At 28.2% G+C, this 19,796-nt stretch carries 20 protein-coding genes; 15 read left to right on the top strand and 5 right to left on the bottom strand.

Going from position 1 to position 19,796, the window contains the following annotated elements; genetic code table 11:
* Positions 1-8 precede the first annotated feature (8 nt).
* Positions 9-863 carry a bifunctional methylenetetrahydrofolate dehydrogenase/methenyltetrahydrofolate cyclohydrolase FolD gene (gene folD, locus CURT_RS07005; protein ID WP_018712714.1) on the bottom strand — a complete coding sequence of 285 codons (855 nt, stop codon included), beginning with the start codon at positions 861-863 and terminating at the stop codon, positions 9-11.
* A 120-nt stretch (positions 864-983) separates the two neighbouring features.
* On the opposite strand from folD, the gene CURT_RS07000 reads away from it, so the two are divergent.
* The 8 genes from CURT_RS07000 to CURT_RS06965 are packed head-to-tail and all read left to right on the top strand — an operon-like array spanning position 984 to position 6,940.
* Complete coding sequence (locus tag CURT_RS07000) at positions 984-1,334, top strand: c-type cytochrome (protein ID WP_018712713.1); 351 nt, start codon at positions 984-986, stop codon at positions 1,332-1,334.
* 9 nt (positions 1,335-1,343) lie between these two features.
* Positions 1,344-3,050, top strand: a complete 1,707-nt coding sequence (locus tag CURT_RS06995; protein ID WP_018712712.1) for an MFS transporter — start codon at positions 1,344-1,346, stop codon at positions 3,048-3,050.
* Positions 3,051-3,081: 31 nt separating this feature from the next.
* A complete protein-coding gene (hemL, locus tag CURT_RS06990) occupies positions 3,082-4,362 on the top strand; it encodes a glutamate-1-semialdehyde 2,1-aminomutase (RefSeq protein ID WP_018712711.1) in 1,281 nt (426 codons plus the stop codon).
* A gap of 11 nt (positions 4,363-4,373) precedes the next feature.
* Positions 4,374-4,718: an AtpZ/AtpI family protein gene (locus CURT_RS06985; RefSeq protein WP_018712710.1), complete on the top strand. Its 345-nt coding sequence runs from the start codon at positions 4,374-4,376 to the stop codon at positions 4,716-4,718.
* 47 nt (positions 4,719-4,765) lie between these two features.
* Positions 4,766-5,179 carry a hypothetical protein gene (locus CURT_RS06980; protein WP_018712709.1) on the top strand — a complete coding sequence of 138 codons (414 nt, stop codon included), beginning with the start codon at positions 4,766-4,768 and terminating at the stop codon, positions 5,177-5,179.
* Positions 5,166-6,377, top strand: coding sequence for an MFS transporter (locus CURT_RS06975; RefSeq protein WP_018712708.1), 1,212 nt, complete (start codon positions 5,166-5,168; stop codon positions 6,375-6,377). The genes CURT_RS06980 and CURT_RS06975 overlap by 14 nt, the downstream gene beginning before the upstream one ends.
* A gap of 50 nt (positions 6,378-6,427) precedes the next feature.
* On the top strand, positions 6,428-6,661 hold the full coding sequence (locus tag CURT_RS06970) for a hypothetical protein (protein WP_016646734.1): 234 nt from the start codon (positions 6,428-6,430) through the stop codon (positions 6,659-6,661).
* 3 nt (positions 6,662-6,664) lie between these two features.
* Positions 6,665-6,940 (top strand): type II toxin-antitoxin system RelE/ParE family toxin, encoded by a 276-nt coding sequence (locus CURT_RS06965; protein WP_018712707.1) that lies wholly within the window; start codon positions 6,665-6,667, stop codon positions 6,938-6,940.
* A 58-nt stretch (positions 6,941-6,998) separates the two neighbouring features.
* On the opposite strand, the gene CURT_RS06960 is transcribed toward CURT_RS06965, so the two are convergent.
* Positions 6,999-8,186: an MFS transporter gene (locus CURT_RS06960; RefSeq protein WP_018712706.1), complete on the bottom strand. Its 1,188-nt coding sequence runs from the start codon at positions 8,184-8,186 to the stop codon at positions 6,999-7,001.
* Between the two features lie 264 nt (positions 8,187-8,450).
* On the opposite strand from CURT_RS06960, the gene CURT_RS06955 reads away from it, so the two are divergent.
* The 7 genes from CURT_RS06955 to CURT_RS06925 all read left to right on the top strand — a co-directional run bounded on the left by CURT_RS06955 (position 8,451) and on the right by CURT_RS06925 (position 17,209).
* Positions 8,451-8,987, top strand: coding sequence for an LOG family protein (locus tag CURT_RS06955; RefSeq protein ID WP_018712705.1), 537 nt, complete (start codon positions 8,451-8,453; stop codon positions 8,985-8,987).
* Between the two features lie 68 nt (positions 8,988-9,055).
* Positions 9,056-10,117 (top strand): dehypoxanthine futalosine cyclase, encoded by a 1,062-nt coding sequence (locus CURT_RS06950; protein ID WP_018712704.1) that lies wholly within the window; start codon positions 9,056-9,058, stop codon positions 10,115-10,117.
* Complete coding sequence (locus tag CURT_RS06945) at positions 10,114-11,334, top strand: M16 family metallopeptidase (protein WP_018712703.1); 1,221 nt, start codon at positions 10,114-10,116, stop codon at positions 11,332-11,334. Before CURT_RS06950 ends, CURT_RS06945 begins: the two co-directional genes overlap by 4 nt.
* A 21-nt stretch (positions 11,335-11,355) precedes the next feature.
* Positions 11,356-13,155, top strand: a complete 1,800-nt coding sequence (gene recG, locus CURT_RS06940; protein WP_018712702.1) for an ATP-dependent DNA helicase RecG — start codon at positions 11,356-11,358, stop codon at positions 13,153-13,155.
* Between the two features lie 52 nt (positions 13,156-13,207).
* On the top strand, positions 13,208-13,651 hold the full coding sequence (locus CURT_RS06935; protein WP_018712701.1) for a glycine zipper 2TM domain-containing protein: 444 nt from the start codon (positions 13,208-13,210) through the stop codon (positions 13,649-13,651).
* 148 nt (positions 13,652-13,799) lie between these two features.
* The gene (locus CURT_RS06930) at positions 13,800-15,884 is read left to right on the top strand and encodes an RNA degradosome polyphosphate kinase (RefSeq protein WP_018712700.1); all 2,085 of its coding nucleotides are present in this window, start codon (positions 13,800-13,802) and stop codon (positions 15,882-15,884) included.
* 65 nt (positions 15,885-15,949) lie between these two features.
* Positions 15,950-17,209 (top strand): ComEC/Rec2 family competence protein, encoded by a 1,260-nt coding sequence (locus tag CURT_RS06925; protein ID WP_018712699.1) that lies wholly within the window; start codon positions 15,950-15,952, stop codon positions 17,207-17,209.
* Here CURT_RS06925 and CURT_RS06920 read toward each other — a convergent pair.
* From CURT_RS06920 to CURT_RS06910, 3 genes are read right to left on the bottom strand one after another with little or no spacing between them, the layout of a single operon-like run.
* A complete protein-coding gene (locus CURT_RS06920; RefSeq protein WP_018712698.1) occupies positions 17,156-17,971 on the bottom strand; it encodes a YihY family inner membrane protein in 816 nt (271 codons plus the stop codon). The genes CURT_RS06925 and CURT_RS06920 overlap by 54 nt on opposite strands.
* Positions 17,943-18,395, bottom strand: coding sequence for a VanZ family protein (locus CURT_RS06915; RefSeq protein ID WP_018712697.1), 453 nt, complete (start codon positions 18,393-18,395; stop codon positions 17,943-17,945). The genes CURT_RS06920 and CURT_RS06915 overlap by 29 nt, the downstream gene beginning before the upstream one ends.
* A 21-nt stretch (positions 18,396-18,416) precedes the next feature.
* Entirely contained in the window at positions 18,417-19,796 is a 1,380-nt protein-coding gene (locus CURT_RS06910) for an FAD-linked oxidase C-terminal domain-containing protein (RefSeq protein WP_018712696.1), read from the bottom strand.

Raw genomic sequence — 19,796 nt, 5'->3', positions numbered from 1 at the left:
TAATCTTTCTAGTTTTTCTTGCTTTTTCTTTTTTTGGCTGAAATTAAAGTGTTATTTAAAAGCATTGCTATTGTCATAGGTCCTACCCCGCCTGGTACTGGTGTTATAAATGAGCATTTTTCTTTTACTTCTTCAAAATCAACATCTCCTACCAAAGAGCCATCATCAAGTCTATTTATACCTACATCGATTATTATAGCACCATCTTTTACCATATCAGCTTTTAAAAATTTTGGCTTTCCAATCGCTGCAACGATAATATCAGCATTTTTAGTAAAATTCTCTAAATTTTTAGTTTTGCTGTGAGTTATAGTAACAGTAGCATTGGCGTTTAAAAGCAAATTTGCCATAGGTTTTCCAACGATATTACTTCTTCCAATAACTACTGCATTTTTGCCATTTAGATCAATATCATACTCTTTAAAAAGTCTCATAACTCCAAGTGGAGTACAAGGCACAAAACCATCCAACCCACTTACTAATTTACCAACATTTATCGCGTGAAATCCATCGACATCTTTATCTGGATCAATTTCTTTTAATATATCATTCGTATTTATGTGTTTTGGAAGTGGAAGTTGAACTAAGATACCATCAACTTCTTTATCTGAGTTTAGTTTTTTTATAAGCTTTAAAAGCTCTTCTTGAGTTGTGTTTTGGCTAAGTTTAAAAGCAAGAGATTTTATACCACAAAGTTCACATGCTTTTTCTTTTGATCTTACATATGTTTGACTAGCTTTGTCTTCACCCACTAAAACAACAGCAAGAGTTGGGATAATGCCTTTTTCTTTTAAATTTGAAGTTTGTATTTTTACTTCATCTTTTACTTTTTTGCTTATACTTTTTCCATCTATTAAAGTCATCTTTCACCTTTTAAATTTAAATTTAAAACTACATAATACCCAAATTTAGTTATAAAAAAGCTAAATTTAAAGCTATAAATTGTATCATATTAGAAATTTTAAATTTGCCAAAGGCGGATATTGAAAAAACTTATTATTTTACTTTTTATTATAAATTTTATACATGCAGAAAGCTTTATAACTGATATGGAGTATGGAAAGATGCTTTATAAAAATCCACGTGGAATTGGATGTCATAAATGCCACGGATTAAAAGGCGAGGGGCTAGTTATAGCAAGCTATAAAGAACTTAATAAAACAAGTGAGCAAAAAGTAGATTTTAACCTAACTGCACCAAGGATAAATAATCTCTCCCCTCAAGAGTTAGCCGATGGTATAACAAGTAAAAAAAGAAGTGTTATGCCATCGTATTTTTTAACAAAAGATGAGATAATTGTGATTTATAAATATTTAAAACAAAGTCAAAAATAGAGCAATTAAATGGAAGAAATTTTATATAATAAGCATAAAGAAGTAGAAGAATGTGAGAATTTTATAAAATTTATAGAGCAATATTTTTTAAATTTCAACGAACCTGCTTCAAATTCAAATATTCTTATAAACTTACTTAATCAAAAGGTAAAAATTTTAAATAGTTTAGATTATCAAAATTGTAAAAATTTAGTTTTAAGTTTTGAAAAATTAGATGATGAAATTTATAATCAAATAGAAATTTTTAAAAGTGAAATAAATCAAGATTTTAATAGTAAAAATAACAAAGACAAAGAGCTCAAAGATTTTAATAAATATGATACCTGTGCTTTACTTGAAATAGAGAAAAACAATAAGATAAAAAATAGAATTTTAGAAAATATAAAGCGGTATTTATCAAAAAACGAGTATTTTGAAAAATATATCTATAAAAAGTCAGTAAAAGTCAAGAAAGAAGCTTTTTTTGATATTTTTAATTTTATAAGAGCTCATCAGTGGATTTCGACATTTTTATTTTTTTCTTTTGGATTTGTTATATATATTTTATTTTTCTTTTTTCAAGGTTATATTCCAGCTATATCTCAAAGCGAGCTTCTATATCAAATAATACAAACATCTGGAATTTTTTTATTAATTCCTTGTTTAATATTTTTAGTTGTTTATGTGGTTTCTATTGTTTATACAGATGATAGAAGAAAAAAAAGTTTTGATAATAAATTTTTAAAAATATTTTCAAAGTCTTTATTTGTAAATTTAACATCTTATATAGCTGCATCTTTATCTATATTGTTGGTTTTACAAATATTTTCAATTAAGATTTATAAATTGCTTACTTGGTTATTTAATTTTTTCGAAAAATATCTGTTTGAAATTAGACAAGAATTTTTTATTCCATTTTTTACTTTATTGATTATTTTCATTGTATTTTTATTATTTAATTTTTTATTGTCTAAAATTATAAAGAGTCAAAAGTTTCAAATAGTTTTTTACATACTTCTTCTTGTTATTTATGCCTCTATGGCTATTTATGCGCTTTTCATTACAAATAGTCTTTTTAAAGTATCTTTTATACTTTTTATGTTTGTATCGATAGTCTTATTGTGGAAATTACGTATTGATAATAAAATAAACAAGAAAGAGTATCTTTATCTAGTGTGTTTCTCAACAACACTTATGATGTTTAGTGTTCCTGTATTGTTTTCAGATTATATCTACAAAACCCTAAATATAAGTGGCGTTGAATATAAATACATAGTTTTAGATAAAAAAGCAGATGAATTTTTACCTGATGATATGATTTGTAAATTTAATTGTGATAAGGAAGTTGAGATTATTTCTTATATTAATAGCAATTTGACCTATAAAACAGATAATGGAAGCGAAAGCAGAAATTTAAAAGATAAAGATTGCTTAACTTTTGTAGATGATAACAATAAGACTATTAATACAGATAATAAAAAATTTACTTTTAAAGATGGAAATTTGACCTTTATAGAGAAAAAAAATAATACAAAAGAAAATAACACGACTCAAAATATAAAAGCGAGTTTTAACTACAAAAGCTGCTTAACTTATGCCAAATACAAAAATGATTCCATAGTTTTATATAATATTGAAGCCATTTCAACTCTTGGTAAATATTGGTATATTAAAACTAAATTTGATGATAAGTTTGAATTGCAAAGCGATTTTATAAAAACAAAAGTTAAAAAATAAAGATATAATAAACCAAAAATAAGGAGAGATGATGACAAATTTACAAGCTTTTAAAGAGGCAAAAAAAGTAATTCCAGGGGGCGTTGATTCGCCTGTTAGGGCATTTGGCAATGTTGGAAGCCATCCATTTTTTGTAAAAAGTGCAAAAGGTGCTTATATTGAAGATATTGAGGGAAAAAAATATCTTGATTTTGTGCAAAGTTGGGGACCTTTGATTTTTGGACATTGTGATGAGACAATAGAAAAAGCAGTTATACAAACTGCTAAAAATGGACTTAGCTTTGGAGCATCAAGTCCTTTGGAGACAAAACTTGCAAATTTAATTCTTAAAGATTTTCCTCATCTTGATATGATAAGATTTGTAAGTAGTGGAACAGAAGCAACTATGAGTGCGATTCGTCTTGCAAGAGGATATAGCAAAAAAGATGGAATTATCAAATTTGAAGGAAACTATCACGGACATAGTGATAGCTTATTGGTAAAAGCTGGAAGTGGGGCAGCTACTTTTGGGGCAACAAGTAGTGCAGGAGTTCCTAAAAGTGTGGCAGAAAATACTTTTGTAGCAATTTATAACAACATAGAAAGCGTAAAAGAGATACTAAACAAAAATGACAATATCGGAACAATTATAATTGAACCAATTGCTGGAAATATGGGACTTGTTCCAAGTAAGCCTGAGTTTTTAAAAGCTCTTCGTAAAATTTGTGATGAAAGAAATATGGTTTTGATCTTGGATGAGGTAATGAGCGGATACCGCGCAAGTAAAACTGGTAGTTTTGGAATTTATGGAGTAAAGGCTGATATTGTTACTTTTGGTAAAGTAATTGGTGGTGGCATGAACGCAGCTGCATTTGCCGCAAAAAAAGAAATTATGAGCTTGATAAGTCCTTTAGGCGATGTTTATCAAGCAGGAACTTTAAGTGGTAATCCTGTTGCTATGGCGGCTGGAATTGCAAGCTTAACTAAAATTTCAAATACTTTAAATTTATATGAAAAACTTGAAAAGTTAGCTATTAAATTTACAGATGGACTTAAAAAAATAGCAAAAGAAAACGGCATTAGCATCCAAACATGTGTTAGAGGAAGTATGTTTGGTTACTTTTTTACAGATAAAGAGGTTGAAAATTATGCTGATGCTTTAACATCTGATTTAAAACTATTTGCTAAATTCCATACTGGCATGATAAATGAGGGTGTATTTTTAGCGCCATCTCAGTTTGAAACTGGATTTATATGTAATGCAATGGGTGAGGAAGATATTGACTTTGCTTTAAATGCAGCCAAAAAAGTAATGTCAAATTTGAAAAAATAAATGGTGATTTTATGAAAATAACTGAAAATTTAAATGATGCAGTAAAAGATGCAAATGGTTTAAGTCTGGCTATTTCTATCGTTGTGGCTGTACTTATAGGGTTTTTCATAGGAAAAGGGCTTTATCATCTAACTGGTATAAAGGCTTTATTTTGGATATTTTTAGTTGTTGGGATATTGGCTGCTTTTTTAAATATTTATAAAGCCATAAAAGCCCAGCAAAAAGATATTAATGATCTTGTAAATGATCCAAAATATAAGCAGTATAAAGAGGCTCTTGATAAGGAAAATCCTCATAAAGACTATGATGAGTTTGACGTCATTGATAAAGAAGATAAAAAGTGGAATGAAGCATAAATTTTGTCTAAATGGCAAAAATTTCAAAGCAAATTTAAAGGTGAGATTTGACAAAAGAATTTATTAATTTATTAAAAATTTATCTTATTTTAGACTTTATTTTAGCTATTTTAAGCTTTGTTTTTGGCTTAGAATGGCTTATTAGTTCTCAAATTTCATTTATGATAACTATGTTTATAGCAAATTTTTCATTTAAAAGCTACAAAAATATGATAGACAAAGAGCTAAGAAGTGGAAAATTTGATTATTTAGAAGAAAATGATGAAGATATAAAAATAAGTAAAAAATCTTCTGCTTTGACTTTTTTATCGCCTTTTAAAATTGTTGGTTATTTTGCCTTGGGTCTTAGTTTTTATATCTTAGTAAAAACTGAGCTTTTAAATGTTTATGGATTTATGGCTGGTGTTTTTCCATATCCAATTGGCGCTATGATTTATGGAATTTTATATGCAAATAAGTAAGAAGATGCCAAGCCCAAAAAGAACTATTAAGGTCTTATCTGCTCTTTTTATTGGAATTTGGCTGATATTTATAGGAAATGGCTTAGTTTTAACATCAGCTGGTGTTATGCTAAAAGAAATGGGCGTAAGCGATGTTTTTATCGGCATTATCACATCGTGCTTTTTCCTTGGTGGCATTATGAGTGCGATATTTGCTTATAGTTTTATAAGTAGCTATGGATATGTTAGAAGTTATGCTATATTTACAGCTTTATTTGCCATTTCAGCTACGCTTCATGGACTTGGAAATAGCATAATTTATTGGGCATTTTTGCGATTTTTACTTGGATTTTCTTATTATAGTATCGTTATGGTTGTAGAAAGCTGGATAAATACAAAGTCTAAAAATGAGATAAGATCACGCGTTTTAGCATTTTATGAGATGCTTTATTATGGTGGATTTGGTGTTGGGGTTATAATACTTGCTCTAAATTTAAATAACGCTAAAATTTTTGCAATTTCTATATTTTTCATTTTACTTGGTGCAATTCCAATGAATACCGTAAAAATTAAAGAACCACCACTTCCTGAAAAAAGAAAACTATCAATTCCAAATGTTTTTGAACTCGTTCCATTAGCACTTAGTGGAAGTTTTACAGCTGGAATTTGTCTAAGTTCTTTTTTTGCAATGTCAAGCGTGTTTGTTTTAAAAACAGGAGGAAGTGTTTTAGATATTTCTGCTTTTATTTTTATAGCTATGATAGGTGGATTGTTATCAGAGCTTTTTTTTGGAAATTTTAGTGATAAATTTGGTAGAAAATATTCAATTATGCTTGGTGTTTTTATTGCTTTAGTTGCTTCTTTTTTTATGTGGATTAATTTAGAAAATTTAACTATTTTAAAAATTTGCGTATTTTTTCTAACTTTTGGAACATTTTCACTTTATGCATTATCACTTGCAAGAGCAAATGATATGTTAAATAATAAAAACGAAAGTGCAAAAGTTGGAGCTGAGCTTTTACTAAGTTATTCTATTGGCTCACTTTTAGGACCATTAATCACAGGAGTTTTTATAGAAATTTTTGGCTCTTTAGGTTTTGTTTTAGTCTATGTTTTAATACTAGCGTTTTTATTTGTATTTGCTGCATTTCAAGAAGTTGTACCTAAGGAAAAAAGAGGGGAATTTGTAGCAAAAAGACCAAGTAAAATTTTAAGATAAATTTAACACTTTTTAGCTAAACTTTTATAAATTTAATAAGGAGTTTTATAATGCAAACTATAACTTTACAAGCTGAAAAAAGCGTCATTGATGAAATTTTAGAATTTATTAAAGATAAAAATGCGAAATTTATTATTGAAAAAGATGATGATTTGTCAAATTTAACATTTGATGAGATAAAAGCCGAAGTTAAGGACACTATAGAGCAAATTGAAAATGGCACGATGGAACTTCACACAATGGAAGAAATAAGAACTTACACAGATAAAATCATAAATAGCTAAATAATGATAATTTTAACTAATCGCTTTAAAAAAGAGTTAGGCAAGATTGTAGGCTTTATCAAAAAAGATAGTAAAACAAAAGCTTTAAAATTTAGAGATGATTTATTATCTAAAATCGACCAAATCCCAAACTATCCACAAATTTATAGAAAGTCATTAACCACAGATGATGAAGATGTAAAAGACTTGATATTTAAAGGCTTTGTTGTTGTTTTTAGGATAAAAAATGATGATATTTATATTTTAGGAATTTATAAGCACAATCTTTGGAAAAACTAAATTTAACTTATACTTTACTTTTTTAAATTTCATTTCAAACCATGTTTAAAGGCTAAATTTAAATCCTTTTATAAACTCTTTTATAGTAAAACGCTGCCATTATAAAGTTAAGTCCAAAAAGTATAGTTATACAAAACGCACTTAGACCAAGCTTGTATAAATATCCAGTAAGTATAGAGGTAGTTGCGGCAACTCCTAAAAACACCATATCAACATAAGCTATAACTCTACCATAATACCTTTTATCGCAATGTGTTTGTATAAGAGTGTATGTATAAGACCAAAGAGTTGAGGTGCTAAGTCCAGTTAAAAAAAGTCCGATAAAGCTTAGATAAAAGTTAAATTGCAAAATCGCCCATGAAAACAGCCCCAAACCTTGGGCGATAAAAATTAAAAAAATGGTCCTATTATTTGCAAATTTGCTTAAAACTATAGGTCCTATTATAAGTCCTAAGGCTCTAACTGTATTTATAAAGCCCAAAATAAGAGCAAAACTTAAAATTTCTTTATATTGATATTTTGCTAAAATATTTATTAAAGTATCATATGAAGTAACTGCCACAAAGCCGTGAATTAAAATTAAATTTATTAAAAGTGGATTGGATTTAAGATAGATAAATCCCTCTTTTATCATAAAAAATGCTTTTGTTGTTAGAGTTTTTTTCTCTTCTTTTAAATTTAATCTTGTAAGCAAAAAAATACCAACTAAGTAGATAAGAAAGTCAAATTTAAACGAGTTATAAACCCCAAAATGATTTATAAAAATTCCTGCAAATGCCATACCAAAAGTGTATGAAACAGCCCAAATTATGGAGTGAATTTCATTTGCAAGTTTCAACTCATCATTTTTTAAAATTTTTGGTAGCAAACTCATCTCAACTTGGAAATAAACACCAGCTAATCCCATTCTTATAAAAACTAAAGCTTGTAAAAACCAAAACCAACTCAAGCTATCCACTAGCAAAAGCAAAGCAACAGTTATAGCCTCTATTATCATAAATGTCATAAAAAGTGGAAATGCTCTAAATTTGTCTATTATAACTCCAGCAAATGGTGCTATTATCACACTTGGGATAAATGCCATAGCTGCTGTTAGTGCGACCATTTGATCACTTGCTCCAAGTTTGTTTAAAAGTGTAAAAACCCCGATATGGCTAAACCACGCACCAAAATAGCAAATTAGTTGTATGGTTGAAAGAATTCTAACAGTTTTATTAGCTTTAAAAAGATTTATATATCTATTCATAAATTTACTCAAAAATTAAAAAATTCCAAGCATTATAGCTAAAATTTGTAATGCTAAATTTATAAACGCTTTTTAAAATAAAATCTTTAACATATTTTCATTGAACTAAATTTACTTTACAATACATTATTTGGTTATTTTTAGTATTTTTTAAAAATAAATTAAATTTATAGCATATAAATTTAATCTTTCAAATTTTTATAATCTTTTAAATTTTAAAATATCAAAATTTGGTATAATCTTTTTTATTTTAAGGAAATTATTATGAATATAACTATATTTTGTGGCTCAAAAATAGGAAATGAAAACTTTAAAAATATAGCCTTTGAACTTGGTAAATATCTAGCTTTTAATAATCATAATGTGATTTATGGAGGTGGTGGAATTGGTCTTATGGGAGCTTTGGCTGATGGTGTTATAAATGGTGGTGGAAATATAACTGGCATAATACCTGAGCTTTTGCTTAAAAAAGAGCTAGCAACTAAAAATTTAACAAAACTAATAACTGTAAAAACAATGCACGAAAGAAAAGCTTTGATGAATGATATGTGTGAAGCTTTTATAATACTTCCTGGCGGGCTTGGAACACTTGAAGAAGCGTTTGAAGTATGGACTCACGCACAAATTGGCTATCATAAAAAGCCAATTGGCTTTTTAAATTTAAATGGATTTTACGATAAGCTTTTTGAGTTTGTGAAATTTCAAAGTGATGAGAGTTTTATTGATAAAAAGTTTTTAGATATGGTATTGGTTGAGAGTGATTATAAAAAACTAATTGAAAATTTACAAAATTTAGCTTAGAAATATTAATTAAGCCTAAATTTGATATAATAATTTTTACTAAATTTTAAAAGGTTATAGTGTAAATAATGTTAGATATAAACAAAAGATTAAGCGTAGATGAAGCTGTAAATTTGATAGAAAATGCTGAGCTTTGGGAGCTTGGTAAAATGGCTTATGAAAAAAAGCTCTCTTTACATCCTGATAAAATCACAACTTTTATAATTGATAGAAACATAAACTATACAAATGCCTGTTGGGTGGATTGTAAATTTTGTGCGTTTTATCGCCATGTAAATGAAGATGATGCTTATGTTTTAAGCTTCGAAGAAATTGGTAAAAAGATAGAAGAATTGATTGAGATAGGCGGAACGCAGATATTATTTCAAGGCGGTGTTCATCCAAAACTTAAAATTGACTGGTATGAAGACTTGGTAGAATACATCGCTAAAAATTATCCAAGTATTACAATTCATGGATTTTCTGCTATTGAGATTGACTATATTGCAAAAATTAGCAAAATTTCAACAAAAGAAGTTTTATTAAGACTTCAAAAAAAAGGTCTTTACTCAATCCCTGGAGCTGGAGCAGAAGTACTAAATGATAGGGTTAGAGATATTGTAGCACCTAAAAAATGTGATACCGCTACTTGGCTTAGAATCCATAAAGAAGCACACGAAATTGGTATGAAAACAACAGCTACGATGATGTTTGGTACAGTTGAGACAACTCGAGAGATAGTGCAGCATTGGAAATTTTTAAGAGATTTGCAAGATATTACTGGTGGGTTTAGGGCTTTTATTTTGTGGAGCTTTCAAGGAAAAAATACTCGTCTTTTAAAAGAGCATCCTGAAATTATGAAAGCTTCATCAAACCGTTATTTAAGACTTCTTGCCGTTTCAAGACTTTTTTTAGATAATTTTAAAAATATACAAAGTTCATGGGTAACACAAGGAAGCTATATCGGACAACTTGCTTTAAAATTTGGAGCAAATGATATGGGCTCAACAATGATGGAAGAAAATGTTGTTAAGGCCGCAGGAGCAAATTTTAGAATGAATGCAGATGAGTTAATAAATTTAATTAAAGATGCCCAAGAAATTCCTGCTAAAAGAAATACAAATTACGATATATTGGAAATTTACAAATGAAAAAAATAGATTTAAAGTATAAAAATTTAAGCATTCCTTTGCTTTATGAGTTTGATAATTCTATGCCAGTAGTAAATTTTAAACTCATTTTTAAGGCAAGTGGAAGCGTGGCAAATGGCAAATTCCCAGGCCTAGCAAATTTAGTGGCTAAAATGCTAAATGAAGGAACTTCAAAGCTTGGAGTTAGTAAGTTTGCAAATTTGCTTGAGTTAAAGGCTGTAAATTTAAGCATATTTTCAGGTTTTGAAACATTTGGTTTTGAGATAAATACTTTAAAAGAAAATTTTGACTACGGTTTAAATTTGCTTATAAGTCTACTAAAAGATCCAAATTTTACACAAAAAACACTTGATAAGATTAAAACTTTAATAAAAGGTGAAATCGCTTCAAATAATACAGATTTTGACTATTTATCAAGGACTGAGCTAAATAGACTTTTATATGAAAATACAAGTTTAGAATATCCACAAATTGGGACTTTAGAAAGTATTGAAAAGATTGGTTTAAATGAAGTAAAAGAGTTTTTTAACGCTTTATTTTTAGAGAATTTATTTATTGTTTTAGCTGGAGATGTTGATGAAAAAAATATAAATTCAATTTCTCTTTTAGAGTGCTTTGATAGTGGAGTTAAAAACGAACTTCCATTTATAAAAACAAGTAATAAACAAACTATAAATTTTATAAACAAACCATCACAACAAGCTTATATTTATTTTGGTGCGCCATATAATGTAAAAAAAGATGAAATTTTTAAAGCTAATGTTGCAATTTTTATCTTTGGAAGCAGTGGTTTTGGAAGCAGACTAATGGAAGAAATCCGCGTTAAAAGAGGGCTTGCTTACTCTATTTACGCAAGAGCTGATTTTGGTTTAAGTAGTTCTAAAATTTGGGGATATATGCAAACAAAAAATGAAAGCAAAGATGATGCTATCAATGTTATAAAATCTGAGTTTTTAAAATTTGTAAAAGATGGAGTTAGCCAAGATGAACTAAATAGTGCTAAAAATTTCTTACTTGGAAGTGTTGTTTTGCAAAAAGAAACTATGTTTGGCCGTATAAATATTAAGCAAAAAGAGTTTTATATGGGTGAGGAATTTGGCGAGCTTGAAAGAACCTTAGAAAAAATAAAAGCTTTAAATTTAGATGATTTAAATGAATTTATAAAAGCTCATGATGAAATTTTAAATTTAAGCTTTTCAGTAATTAGTGGAAGTTAAAAATAAAAAAAAGTAAGAAAAATGGAAGTTTTAGACAAAAAAGAGCTTGATAAACTTGGAGTAAAAACTCTTATTGATTTAGCTTTAATTTTGCCTAAAAACTTTGAAGATTTAACTTTGAGTGAGTTTCCAAACGAGGGTGACAATACAGTTTTAATTGAGTGTAAATTTATGCTTAATAAAGGAAGTTTTTTAAGCATGACTGCATTTTGTGTAACTTGGAATTTAGACATTAGAATAATTATTTTTAATGCAAGACCATGGCATTATGGTGCTTTTAAAAATGGTAAAAAAATTTATATTACTGGGAAAAGCTCTTTTTATAACTCTACTTGGCAATTTACAAATCCAAAAATTATAACAAAAATAGGTGAAATTTTACCAAAATATAAACTTAGCCTAAAAGATGATAAAATCACATCTTTAATAGAAAAATACCTAAATAAAGATGGACTTTTAAGTGAGGGTTTAAATGAGTTTGAAGCTGAGTTTTTACTAAAACTTCATGAAAAAAGTAAAGAAAGTATAAAGCTAGTTAAAAATTTAGAACTAAATAATGAGGCTTTAAATACGCTTAAATTTATAGAAATTTTTAACTATATGAAAAAACTTAGTAAAAAAAAGTTTAATTTTCCTGCTAAAAAAATAGAAATTTATGATATAAGTTCTTGGATAAAAACTCTGCCTTTTACACCCACAAACGACCAAATAAACGCTTTAAATGATATAAAAAATGATTTTTTAAGCTTGGAGGCAAAAAGACGCGTGATAATGGGCGATGTTGGAAGTGGAAAAACTCTTGTGATGCTTGGGGCTTGTCTTATGGTTTATCCACAAACTGCTGTTTTAATGGCTCCAACTAGTATTTTAACTGAGCAAATTTATAATGAAGCTTTAAAACTTTTACCAAAATTTATGAAAATTATGCTTGTTAAAAGTGGTGATAAAGAATTAGATTTTAAAGATATAAATTTGATAATCGGCACTCACGCACTACTTTTTCAACCACTTCCAAAAGCAAATTTAATAATGGTTGATGAACAGCACCGCTTTGGCTCAAATCAAAGACAAAAGATAAATAATCTCACAAAAGATGGCGAATTTAAAGCTCATTTTTTACAATTTTCCGCCACACCAATTCCTAGAACACTTTCATTAATACAATCAAATATCGTAGAGCAAAGCTTTTTAAAACAAATGCCATTTAAAAAAGATATAAAAACAATTATTGTAAATAAAGATGGTTTTTTTGATATGATAAAGCATATAAAAGATGAGATAAGTAAAGCAAAGCAGGCAATTATCGTATATCCACTTGTTGAAGAAAGCCAAAGCTCAAACTATCAAAGCTTAAATGAGGGAAGTACTTACTGGTATAAAAATTTTAAAAATGTCTATTTAACTCATGGTGGTGATAAAGAAAAAGAAGAAATTTTAAAAGAGTTTAGAGATAAAGGGGATTTGCTTTTGACAACAACGGTTGTTGAAGTTGGAATTTCACTTCCTAGACTTAGCATTATTGTTGTAGTAGCACCTGAGAGAATGGGACTTGCGACTTTACATCAACTTCGTGGCCGAGTTGGACGAAATGGAGGAAGTGGTTGGTGTTATCTTTTTACAAAATTAAAAGAGCCACCTTCTAGACTTTTAGAATTTGCTAAAACATTGGATGGATTTAAAGTTGCTGGAATTGACCTTAAAAACCGCCAAAGTGGAGATTTGCTTGATGGAAGCATCCAGCATGGTGCCACATTTAAATTTTATGATTATGAAGAAGATATTGCAGATGCTGCTAAAAAAAGATTAGAAATTTTAAGATAAATTTAAAAATCTAAATTATAATATATAAAATTTAACTCAAAAAGGAGATTTTATGAAAAAAATTATTTTATTATCGTTTGCTTTTTTAGGATTTGCGTTTGCAAGAAGTATAGTTATCGATGTTGCAGAGCATAAACCTATCTACGAGATGAAAACTGATACCCAGTATGTAGAAAACTGCAATAATTCTATAAATGACTATAATCTTTTAGGAACAGCAATTGGAGCAGTTGGTGGTGGAGTTGTTGGAAATCAATTTGGCGGTGGAAGTGGTAAAAAACTAGCAACCGTTGCAGGAGCTATAGCTGGAGGCTATGCAGGAAATAGAGTTGAAGGAAATATAAAAGGAAACCAAAAAAGTGGTTGCGAGTATAAAGAGCAAAAAGTTGATAAAAAGGTTTTAGTAGGATATAAGAATATAGGATATTACAAAGGAAAGCAATACTCAAAAATCACAGAAGAAAAACAATCTAAAATAAGAATAGAGTTAAAATAAATTTGATTTTATAGATGGAATTTAAGGCTTGTAATTTAAAGCATTAAATTTATTATTATTTTAAATTAACTTAAATTTTTGTAAATATGTTTTACAAAACAGATAAAAAATTAAGCTATAATTACATATAAAAATTTAAAGGTTAAATATGCAAGATTTAAAAAATGGTTCTATTTTTTTAAACAGAGAGCTTTCTTGGCTTAGGTTTAATACTCGTGTTTTGGCTCAGTGTGAAAAAGATATTCCGCTGATTGAAAAGCTTAAATTTTTAGCGATTTACTCAACAAATTTAGATGAGTTTTATATGATAAGAGTAGCTGGTTTAAAACAACTTTTCATAGCAGGCATTACAGCTAGTGGAAGCGATGAGATGACACCACTTGATCAACTTAGAAAAATAAGAGAGTATTTGCATAATGAAAAAAATAGCTTAGAGATTTATTATAAACAAACCATTGAAGCTTTAGCAAATGATGGTTTTTATATTAAAAACTATGATGATTTAAATGATGAATTAAGGCAAAAAGCAGATGAGTATTTTTTCTCAAATATTTTGCCTATTATTGTGCCAATAGCTGTTGATTCAACTCATCCTTTTCCACATTTAAACAATCTTAGTTTTGCTCTAGCTGTTAAACTAAAAGATACAAATGACTCCCAAAGCTTTAAATTTGGAATGATAAGAATTCCTAGAGTAATTCCAAGATTTGTTCAAGTTAGCACAGATACTTATACACCAATTGAAACAATTGTTCATCGCCATGCAGAAGAAATTTTTCCAGGGTATAGCCTGATTAGTTCAGCTCCTTTTAGGGTTACAAGAAATGCTGATATTGTAATAGAAGAAGAAGAAGCTGATGATTTTATGATGATACTTGAACAAGGGTTAAAACTTCGCAGAAAAGGTGCATTTGTCCGACTTCAAATAGCAAAAAATGCAGATCCTGATATAACTAAGTTTTTAAATGAGCATATAAATGTTTTTTATAAAGATATTTTTGAGTATGATATACCACTTTCACTTGATGGTCTTTGGGGGGTTGTTGGAAATAAAAATTTTTCTAATCTAGCGCTTCCGCCATATTCTCCAAAAATTTTACCACCTTTTAATGAAAATGAGTCAATATTTGAGACAATGGATAAAGGCGATATTTTAATCTATCACCCCTATGAAAGTTTTAACCCAGTTGAGCAACTCATTAAAGAAGCTTCAAAAGATCCTAAGGTGGTATCAATTAGAATGACACTTTACAGAGTTGAAAAAAACTCTCCTATAGTAGCTTCTTTAATAGATGCAGCAAATGATGGCAAGCAAGTAACTGTAATGGTTGAATTAAAAGCAAGATTTGATGAAGAAAATAATCTTCACTGGGCAAAATCGCTAGAAAGTGCTGGAGCTCATGTGGTTTATGGAATACCAGGATTTAAAGTTCATGCAAAATCAACACAAATAATTAGAAAAAGTGGTGATAAACTAAAATTTTATATGCATCTTGGAACTGGAAATTACAACGGAAGTAGTTCAAAAATTTACACAGATGCAAGTTTTTTTACAACTGATGAAAGATTTGCCAAAGACACTACAACTTTTTTCCATATTCTATCAGGATATAATAAAAATAGAGTATTGCAAACGCTTTCTATGTCACCAATGCAGATAAAAGAGCGCTTAATTGAGATGATAAAAGTAGAAGAAAAAAAAGGAAGCGATGGGCATATAATTGCTAAAATGAATGCTTTGGTTGATTCTGATATGATAAAAGCTTTAACTAGCGCAAGCAAAGCAGGTGTAAAAATAGAACTTATCGTTAGAGGAATTTGTTGTTTAAGACCAGGAATTCCTGAAATGAGTGAAAATATACGAGTAATTTCTATAGTTGGTAAATACCTAGAACACGCAAGAATTTTTTATTTTAAACATTCAAGTCCTGAAATTTATATCTCAAGTGCTGATTGGATGCCTAGAAATTTAGAAAGAAGACTTGAATTGATGACTCCTATTTTTAATGAAAGCTTAAAAAATAAGATGATTGATATATTAAATGTTCAGTTAAATGACACCTCTTTAGCGTTTGAGCTTCGAAATGATGGAGAGTATGTAAAACTAAGTTCTGAAAATCCTCTAAATAGCCAAGAGTTTTTAGAAGAGTATTATAACAAGCTTGCTAAAAATATAAGAAAACATAAAGATACAAGCAATATCTTAGTAAGCAAGCTTTTAGAGGATAGTTAGATAATAAAAGTTTTTAAATTTTATGTTGTGATTAAAATTTAAAAATAGATTTGCTAAATAATAGAATGAATAATTTATTTAACTCAAAAAAAGAGCTTTTACTATTTTTTATAGTTGCTTTTACAATTTTTGGGTTAAATTTAAGTTATGAGTTTTATAAATTTAAAGATTTCAAAACTTTGAAATTTAGATATGTTGATGCTGTAGTGGAGCAGTCATATTTAAAAACAAAAAATGATAAAACTTACAGAGTTCTAAAGCTTAAAAATGGTGATTTTAGCTTTTATACCACTACAAAAAAGGAAAATGAGCTAAAAAGATATGATAATATTAAGCTTGGAGTTATAACTGATAAAGTAACATTTAAAGAGTATATTAAAAAAAGTTTTTATTTAAAAAGTTTTAATATAAAAAAACTTCAAAATAGTCCAAATTTTAAAAATAATTTGATAAATTTCATCTCAAATCAACATGAAAATGACAAAATCAAAGAACTTTACTCTACACTTTATCTTGCAACACCCATTTCAAAAGAATTAAGAAATGATGTTACAAAGTGGGGGATTGCTCATGTTGTTTCGATTAGCGGGTTTCATCTTGGTATAATTTTTACAACTATTTTTTTAATTTTAACTCCGATATATCGTTTTTTTCAAAATAGATTTTTCCCTTATAGAAGTAGGTATTTTGATATAAGTTTAGTGGCGTTTTTACTAATGGTTTTTTATCTTTTTTTGCTTGATTTTACACCTGCGTTTTTACGCTCACTTTTAATGAGTGCTTTGGCGTTTTTATTTTTAGTTAAAAATTTAAAGATTTTTTCATTTTGGACACTGTTTTTAACGATAATTATAAGTATTTGTTTTATGCCAAATTTGGTTTTTTCGGTTGGATTTTACTTTTCTTGTCTTGGAGTTTTTTATATTTATTTGTATTTACATCACTTTAAAAATTTATTTAAAAGCACTAAAATAGGCATTTTAAAACATATTTTAGTTTTTAATATTTATGTATTTTTTGCGATGAATATACCTGTTTATTATTATTTTAACACTTTTACTTTTTCGCAAATTGCAGTTATTCCAATCGGATATATTTTTACTATTTTTTATCCACTAAGTTTATTTTTGCATATTTTTGGAGCTGGAAATTTAATGGATGAGTTGCTGCTTAATTTTTTAAACTACAACATTAAAACTTATGAGATTTTCATACCGCCAATGCTTTTTTATAGTTTAAATTTATTAAATTTTGTAGCTATTAAAAACAGATTAGTAGCTATTTTGCTCCCAATTTTTGGTCTCATTCCCATTTTTTTCATCTAAGAGGGTATAAATTTTAAATCCATATAAAAATATAATCCAACTTATATAAATCCATAAAAGAAAAAAGAGTAAAATACTAAATGAGCCATAAATACTGGTGTAAGTTTTGTTATAAAAAGTGTATTTTATAAAAGCAAATTTCGAGCCATTCCATGCAAGGCTTGTTATAAATGATGAAAATAAAATAAATTTATTAGAAGTTTGCTTGTTGATTGATATTTTATAAACTATGGCAAAAATCACCCAAATAATGATATATGGTAAAAAAATGGCTAAATTTATCCATTTTGTAAGCTCTGTTTGATTAAGTAAAATTTGAAATTTAGCTGTTAAATAAAATGATAGTCCAAGTCCAAGTGGAGCAAGGGTTATCAAAGTCCAGTATTTACTAAAATCTTGCCAAAACCCACTTGCCGAAGATGTAGTTAGCTTTTTTACTACATATTTATAGTTATCAAAAAAAGCTGTTGTTGAAAATATAATCGCAACAAAACCAATAAGTCCTAAATTTAAACTATTGGATAAAAACTGTTCTAAATATTGTGAAATTATCTCTTGATGAGATGGAAGCAAACTCTCAAAAATAAAACTTTTTATTCTATCTAGATACTCTTCAAAGCTTGGAAGTTGGGTAAAAATCGTAAATGATAAAAGCAAAAGTGGAATGATAGAAAGCATAGTGTAAAAGCTAAGACTTGCAGCAAAATGCACTAAATCTCTATCATAAAATTTATTATAAAAATCTTTTATTTTTTTTATCATTTTTTTCCTTTTTAAAATTTAATATAATGTTTATAAATATAGCTCCAAGCACTGCACCAATTGTATTTAAAATCAAATCATCTATTTCAAAAATACCACATTTAAAAATAAATTGCGAACTTTCAACTAGCAATGAAAACAAAAAGCTAAAAAATAAAATTTTTAAAATGCTTATGTTTTTATATCTTAAATACGCTCCAAAAGGGAAAAACCAACCTAAATTTCCCAAAAATAAAATTAGAAAAATCTTTTTATCATTTTTATAAATTTCAGCCAAATCACTAAAAAAAGACAAATTATATTCGCCAACTTCAAATATATGAAAAATACTAAAACTATCTCTAAAAACAGCTAAACGAAGTAGACAAATAAGATAGACTATAAAAATAAAATTTATAAATTTACTAAATTCTATTTTGTTCATAAATTTAAATTAGGGCTAAATTTAAAGCCCCATTTTATTTGGATTTAAGATATTATTTGGATCAAAAGCTTTTTTAATAGCTCTGAAAAGTTCCATTTCAGCGTCGCTAAAAGCAAGCTTCATATATGGTGCTTTTGAAATTCCTATACCATGTTCTCCACTTAGAGTTCCTCCAAGGTCTATAGTAATCTTAAAAATCTCCTCAATAGCAGCATATCCTTTTTTAACTTCATCTTCATTGCTTTTATCAACCATTACATTTGTATGAACATTTCCATCGCCAGTATGCCCAAAACAAGGGATTAAAACATCATATTTTTTAGAAACTTCATTTATTTTTTCTAAAAGAGCAGGGAGTTTTGAGCGAGGAACTGTGATGTCTTCATTTATTTTTAAACTTCCATAACATGTAATTGCTTGAGAGCAATTTCTTCTAGAAAACCATAAATCATTACTTTCTTTTTCATCTTTTGCGATGATAAAATTAAAGCAACCATTTTCTTTAAATACTTTTTCTATAATTTCTAAGTCTTTATCTAGTGAAATTTCTAAATCCCCATCAACATCAGTTATTAAAATAGCCCCAGCATCTTTTGGAAGTCCTTTGTGGAAATTTTCCTCAACGGCCTTTATGCTTAAATTATCTAAAAACTCCATTGCTACTGGCTTAACTCCACTTGAAAGAGTTTTATAAACTGCATTCATAGCTTCATTTACACTTTTAAAAACTCCAAAAGCTGTTTTTTTAAGCTTTGGTTTTGCTATTAATTTAAGAGTAATTTCTGTGATTACAGCCAAGCTTCCCTCGCTTGCTGTTAAAATTCCTACTAGGTTATATCCTGCTACATCTTTTATGGTTTTTTTGCCAGCTCTTATGATTTCTCCATTTGGAAGTACAGCTCTTAATGCCATAACATAATCTTTTGTTATACCATACTTGCTAGCTCTCATTCCACCTGCATTTTCAGCTACATTTCCACCTATTGTAGAGTATGTTTGGCTTGCAGGATCAGGTGGATAAAAAAGTCCTAGTTTTTGAACTGATTTTTGTAAATTTATGTTTATGACTCCAGGCTGGACAACTGCTACCATATTTTCAAGATCAATCTCAAGTATTTTATTCATATATTTTTCAAAAGATATTATAACTCCACCACTAACTGCTAAAGCCCCACCTGTAAAGCCACTTCCAGCGCCTCTTGGAATTACAGTTATTAAGTTATCGTTGCAGTATTTTAAAATTTTACTTACATCATTTTCATCTTTTGGATACAAAACAGCATCTGGCTTAAATCTTTTTCTTGTTGCATCATAAGAATAAGCAAATTTATGTGCTTCGTCAAAATATGCATTGTCCTCGCCTAAAAGCTTTTTAAAAAAATCTATATGAATTTGTTCCAA

The organism is Campylobacter ureolyticus (genome assembly GCF_013372225.1).
GTDB classification, from domain to species: Bacteria; Campylobacterota; Campylobacteria; order Campylobacterales; family Campylobacteraceae; genus Campylobacter_B; species Campylobacter_B ureolyticus.
This window is presented reverse-complemented; position numbering and strand designations above follow the sequence as displayed.

Excerpts from the sequence above, each read along its gene's own strand:
- CURT_RS06950 (WP_018712704.1), top strand. The coding sequence starts at position 9,056 with ATGTTAGATATAAACAAAAGATTAAGCGTAGATGAAGCTGTAAATTTG.
- CURT_RS06920 (WP_018712698.1), bottom strand. The coding sequence starts at position 17,971 with ATGATAAAAAAAATAAAAGATTTTTATAATAAATTTTATGATAGAGAT.
- hemL (WP_018712711.1), top strand. The coding sequence starts at position 3,082 with ATGACAAATTTACAAGCTTTTAAAGAGGCAAAAAAAGTAATTCCAGGG.
- CURT_RS06975 (WP_018712708.1), top strand. The coding sequence starts at position 5,166 with ATGCAAATAAGTAAGAAGATGCCAAGCCCAAAAAGAACTATTAAGGTC.
- CURT_RS06960 (WP_018712706.1), bottom strand. The coding sequence starts at position 8,186 with ATGAATAGATATATAAATCTTTTTAAAGCTAATAAAACTGTTAGAATT.
- CURT_RS06935 (WP_018712701.1), top strand. The coding sequence starts at position 13,208 with ATGAAAAAAATTATTTTATTATCGTTTGCTTTTTTAGGATTTGCGTTT.
- folD (WP_018712714.1), bottom strand. The coding sequence starts at position 863 with ATGACTTTAATAGATGGAAAAAGTATAAGCAAAAAAGTAAAAGATGAA.
- CURT_RS06995 (WP_018712712.1), top strand. The coding sequence starts at position 1,344 with ATGGAAGAAATTTTATATAATAAGCATAAAGAAGTAGAAGAATGTGAG.
- CURT_RS06970 (WP_016646734.1), top strand. The coding sequence starts at position 6,428 with ATGCAAACTATAACTTTACAAGCTGAAAAAAGCGTCATTGATGAAATT.
- CURT_RS06955 (WP_018712705.1), top strand. The coding sequence starts at position 8,451 with ATGAATATAACTATATTTTGTGGCTCAAAAATAGGAAATGAAAACTTT.
- CURT_RS06985 (WP_018712710.1), top strand. The coding sequence starts at position 4,374 with ATGAAAATAACTGAAAATTTAAATGATGCAGTAAAAGATGCAAATGGT.
- CURT_RS06925 (WP_018712699.1), top strand. The coding sequence starts at position 15,950 with ATGAATAATTTATTTAACTCAAAAAAAGAGCTTTTACTATTTTTTATA.
- recG (WP_018712702.1), top strand. The coding sequence starts at position 11,356 with ATGGAAGTTTTAGACAAAAAAGAGCTTGATAAACTTGGAGTAAAAACT.
- CURT_RS06915 (WP_018712697.1), bottom strand. The coding sequence starts at position 18,395 with ATGAACAAAATAGAATTTAGTAAATTTATAAATTTTATTTTTATAGTC.
- CURT_RS06930 (WP_018712700.1), top strand. The coding sequence starts at position 13,800 with ATGCAAGATTTAAAAAATGGTTCTATTTTTTTAAACAGAGAGCTTTCT.
- CURT_RS06965 (WP_018712707.1), top strand. The coding sequence starts at position 6,665 with ATGATAATTTTAACTAATCGCTTTAAAAAAGAGTTAGGCAAGATTGTA.
- CURT_RS06945 (WP_018712703.1), top strand. The coding sequence starts at position 10,114 with ATGAAAAAAATAGATTTAAAGTATAAAAATTTAAGCATTCCTTTGCTT.